Origin of the sequence: Flavobacterium sp. (assembly GCF_035760125.1) — a bacterium.
Taxonomy (GTDB): domain Bacteria; phylum Bacteroidota; class Bacteroidia; order Flavobacteriales; family Flavobacteriaceae; genus Flavobacterium.
Window position 1 is genome coordinate 1 of the sequence record NZ_DASTTN010000474.1, and the last position, 4,362, is coordinate 4,362.

Sequence of the window (4,362 nt, forward strand, 5' to 3'; positions counted from 1 at the left end):
TCTTTGGTGTCAAATATTTCTAAGGCTCCAGAAAATATGGCAAATCCCTTGGATTTGAAGGGGAAAACATTCTATGAAGCGCTTGAGCTATATCACTTGAAAAATAGGTTTCCAAACTCAATTGATGAAATTACCAGCCAAATTAAGTTTGTTTCTGCAAAAATGGGTTCAAAGACCATTACAAGTAAAAGTATAATAGTGTTTAATGATGATATTGTCCAGTCTATTATGTCAGATCCCGATAATATGATGGTAAGCATTGTACAGAGCAGTTCGCTGGGATCGGCTGCAAAAACAGACCTTATTGTTTTTCTGCAAAATTTAATTAGCCGAAGACAGCTAGAATTTGATGTCAATTATAATTTTATTGTTTCCTACGAAAACACAGTTATTTTAAATCAGACATTTTCTGCTGACGATAAAGACACCATCTTAACTGTTACTTCAATATCTAGATATTCTCTTTATTCTGAGTCCGAACGCAAAGACCGCGACTGGGAAACGTCGGTAGGCAGTAAGATGGCAAAACCTTTCTTTAAAAGCAATCAAGTTTCCATTATTTCCATAATAGCGCTGTTGCACCAGTTGATTTAAATTTTGCAGCTGATTAATTTTGGTCTATTTTGAAATGAAACTACGAATCATTTTTTATTTATTTCTGATCATTTTTAATTTGGTTAGCCTTTATTTCATCATAGATCTTTTTAGCTATGATGAAATAACGGGCTATATGCTAAATGGTTATAGAAAAACATGTCAGTCACGAGGTTTGGCGTATCTTCTTTATATCAGCACACTATTAAATATCTATTTTTTGTCATATGTATTGATAAGAAATTCTTTTAAAGACAAACCATAATTCACTTATTTCCATTTTGATCAATTTTTGAGCTTAAGATCATGATAAAAGAATTAGTAAACATTGAATTAAAGGATTTGCCTATTGTAGGTTTAGATATTCGCATAATTAAAAAATATATTGTTAAAACTTCTTTTAATGAATCTTTTACAGTTAACAATTTATCTATCTTATTAATTAAATCAGGCAACTTTAAATTTCAGTTAAAAGAGGCTATTCAGGATCTGACTGCGCGTGATCTAATTGTTATACCTAAAAATTCTTTCTGCACTTTATTAGAAGTACAGGAAAAATTGCAGTTATTTTTGATTTCTTTTTCTTCTGAATTTGCCGTTGAAAATTGTCTGAGGAAAGAACTAGTCGACTCCTTTTATTTTTTTGTCAGGAAGGAGTCAATGAAAATTGCTTTGGAGGAAAAGGATTTTTCGGTACTATCCCTTATTTATAAACTGATTTATTATATAAATAAAGATGCGAAGAGAAATTGTTTTGATTTTGAACTACAGCGTATAAGTTTTAATTTATTTCTGCATGAATTACGATTTATTTATTCCAAATATACTTCTGAGACCTTATTAAACTTCAGTAGAAAGGAAAGCTTGTCCATTCAATTTCTGACGACACTGGCCATTCACTGTAAAAGACAGCACAGTGTGTCGTTTTATGCCGGCGCTTTATTTGTCACTCCGGGTTATTTGAATAAAATAGTGAAGCAAGTGACTGCTAAGCCAGTTAAAATTTTAATAGTGGAAGCAATCATTGCTGAGGCTAAAAATTTGCTTGAGGATTCCCAATTCCCAATTGTTATAATTGCTGAAGAATTAGAGTTCAGTAATGCCTCCAGTTTTAGTGTGTTTTTTAAAAGATACACTTCTTTTACACCATCTGAATATCGTTCGAACACTATCGAGAGGTTAAAAAGTCGCTAGTTTTCTTGTCTTTAATTGTAAATTAAAACAATAGCATGATGATAAAAATATACCCCTTAGAATGGCTAGATTCTTTGATATTGCAAACTTTCAATCCAAAGAATACAACTGGCAACATTATATCGGCAAGTGACTTATCGCTTATTTCGGAAAATATTTCTGAAGAATCAAATAAGATTCAGGTTCAACTCAAGAATGAGGTATATTCTTTACGAAAGAAAAGAGAAATTCGGCTTTTGATAAGAAAGTATCATTCTACCCTTATCTTCCTTTTGGATAATGTAATTGAGAACCGGAATAATGATCTATTTCAAGGCTCTGGTGTATCAGTTATTATCGATGGGATAATCAATAGCTTAGATGAACTTCTTTTTTTTGTGGAAACCCGTTTTTCGAATTATTTAAATCTCGATGAACGAGTACCGATTACCTATCTTATCGTTGCAAGAAAGGAGCTGGAGCTAAAGGTAGATAAGATAAGAGGAAAAAAAATCAGCAATGGGATTCATGGCAATGTGATGGAAATAGTACTGGCTGTTCTTTATAAATTGGTAAAATTTGACAGAGGTTACAAAATCACGTACCGGCAAATTCTTTATCAAAAAGAGTTATTGAAAAACTTGGAAAGTTTTAATGATTTTGAAAATACTTTAAGTGTTTATAGCTCATTTGATGTTTTGTTAATTGGTCTTAATTTCAATTGTTTAGAGTATGTTAATTCTTTGATTAGTCGAATACTAAGTGATGTGGATAATCAAGAAAGTACAGCAGAAAGAATGACCAAGTTATTGTGGCATTTTAAGGAGTTTAGACAACTTTATTCCAATGACAAAATTATGTTTGAGCCTAGCCAACAAAACATAAAAGAGATTTTGAATAATTGGTTTAAGCATGAAATTGCGTATTTAAAAAAAGGAATGGAATTCACACAGGAATCAAAAACTGATTCTGTGACAAAGCCTGTCGGTGGAATTATTCTGGAAGAGAATAAAATTGAGTGTATTTTATCCACAGATCAAATGGGGCTGATCCTAAGGGCAACGGATGAATCGAGGATTGTGAAAGCCAGATCAATGAGCCAAGTGTTTAAAACGATTGTTCCGCATCTTTCAACACCTTTTAAAAAAGATCTGTCGTATCAATCAGTGAGAAGTAAGTCCTATAATGCTGAAGAAAGGGACAAAGAAATTGCTATTCAGACTCTGGAGAAAATAATAAAAAAGATAAAGACCTACTAAGTGTCCTTAATGATCTTAAAATATAATCATCCCTAAATCACTGATTTTTAGTTGTCAGACGGCAGGTACGAGGGGGTACAGTCATAAGTTGTACTTGTAGGCGAAGGTTTCTAATTGTTCCTTTGATCAGTAAAATAAATTAATTCATTTGATTGTTGTTTTACAGAAGATATGAGAGGAAGTTGAACTATTAAATAAGAAGTTATGTTTAGAAATATTTCGTGGGGTAATTATTGTATTGCAATTGGGGTATTGATTTTGGTTTGGTATACGTTTTTAGGGGTCCGTTTTTACTACAAGGAACTCAAACAAATTGTATCGGGAAATCTAAATATAAAATCCCCTGCATTAAGGGGTAATAGATCAAAGCCATTTCGGTTTGAAACAAATGAAGAGGATATACCGGAATCTTTATCTTCCTCAGAATTGTTAAGTACTTTAGAGGATGCAGAAGTATTGTCAGATCAACTTATTAATGGCATAAGTGAAAGTTCTCAAATGAGCTTATCCAAAGAAGCTCTTCAAAATTGCTTAATCCTACTTCTTGACGCATATCCTAATGTAAAGAATTCTACTTTGCGTAAGACCATTAATGAACTAATGGTCTCAGAATGTGCTAAACACCCACAGATGATTTTAACTTATGCCGAAGTGGATGGTTTGTGGGATGAGATCATTTAATGAAATATGGTGGAGGAAATATCCCTGTTCGCTCTGGTGCGGTGTGGCGAAATGTGATAGAAAAAGAGTTAAGCAACAGCGGTATTCCTCTGCTTTATATCAACAATAAATTTAATCTTTAGAGAAATGTATTATGGAAAAGTGTGGCTGGGATTTAAAGAAAACAGGAAGGGAAAAAGTACGATTGGCTTGTGTTTTACTATTATTGTTTGTGGGCTTTTTTACAGCTCATGCACAGGATGGAATAGCCGGGATAAATGAAGCCAATCAAAAGGTAAGAAGCTACTTTGACGCTGGGACAGAACTTATGTATGCGGTGGGGGCTTTACTGGGGTTAATAGGGGCAGTAAAGGTTTATCAAAAATGGAATGCAGGTGATCCCGATACCGGAAAAGTTGCAGCTGCCTGGTTTGGAAGTTGCGTTTTTTTAGTGGTGGTTGCTACAGTAATCAAATCTTTCTTTGGGGTCTAAAGAACGTAAGTGATGGATTTCATTAAAAACGGATAAGAAAATAATTATGAGTAATAGCGTATATCAAATCAATAAAGGTATTAATCAAAGTATTGAATTTAAAGGTCTCAAAGCACAGTATATTTGGTATTTAGGTGGAGGAGTGGTTGTTTTGATGATTCTTTTTGCAGTGATGTACATTAT

The 4,362-nt window shown here is 33.1% G+C and carries 6 protein-coding genes; all 6 read left to right on the forward strand.

Features of this window, described 5'->3' with window-relative positions; translation table 11 throughout:
* Positions 1-594: hypothetical protein (locus VFS71_RS16875; protein WP_326402751.1), on the forward strand; the 594-nt coding region annotated here is incomplete at its 5' end.
* Between the two features lie 306 nt (positions 595-900).
* Positions 901-1,788: a helix-turn-helix transcriptional regulator gene (locus tag VFS71_RS16880; RefSeq protein WP_326402752.1), complete on the forward strand. Its 888-nt coding sequence runs from the start codon at positions 901-903 to the stop codon at positions 1,786-1,788.
* A gap of 38 nt (positions 1,789-1,826) precedes the next feature.
* The gene (locus tag VFS71_RS16885; RefSeq protein WP_326402754.1) at positions 1,827-3,026 is read left to right on the forward strand and encodes a hypothetical protein; all 1,200 of its coding nucleotides are present in this window, start codon (positions 1,827-1,829) and stop codon (positions 3,024-3,026) included.
* Positions 3,027-3,230: 204 nt separating this feature from the next.
* Complete coding sequence (locus tag VFS71_RS16890; protein WP_326402756.1) at positions 3,231-3,707, forward strand: hypothetical protein; 477 nt, start codon at positions 3,231-3,233, stop codon at positions 3,705-3,707.
* 133 nt (positions 3,708-3,840) lie between these two features.
* On the forward strand, positions 3,841-4,179 hold the full coding sequence (locus tag VFS71_RS16895; RefSeq protein ID WP_326402758.1) for a DUF4134 domain-containing protein: 339 nt from the start codon (positions 3,841-3,843) through the stop codon (positions 4,177-4,179).
* 46 nt (positions 4,180-4,225) lie between these two features.
* On the forward strand, positions 4,226-4,362 hold a 137-nt coding region (locus VFS71_RS16900; protein WP_326402759.1), incomplete at its 3' end, for a DUF4133 domain-containing protein.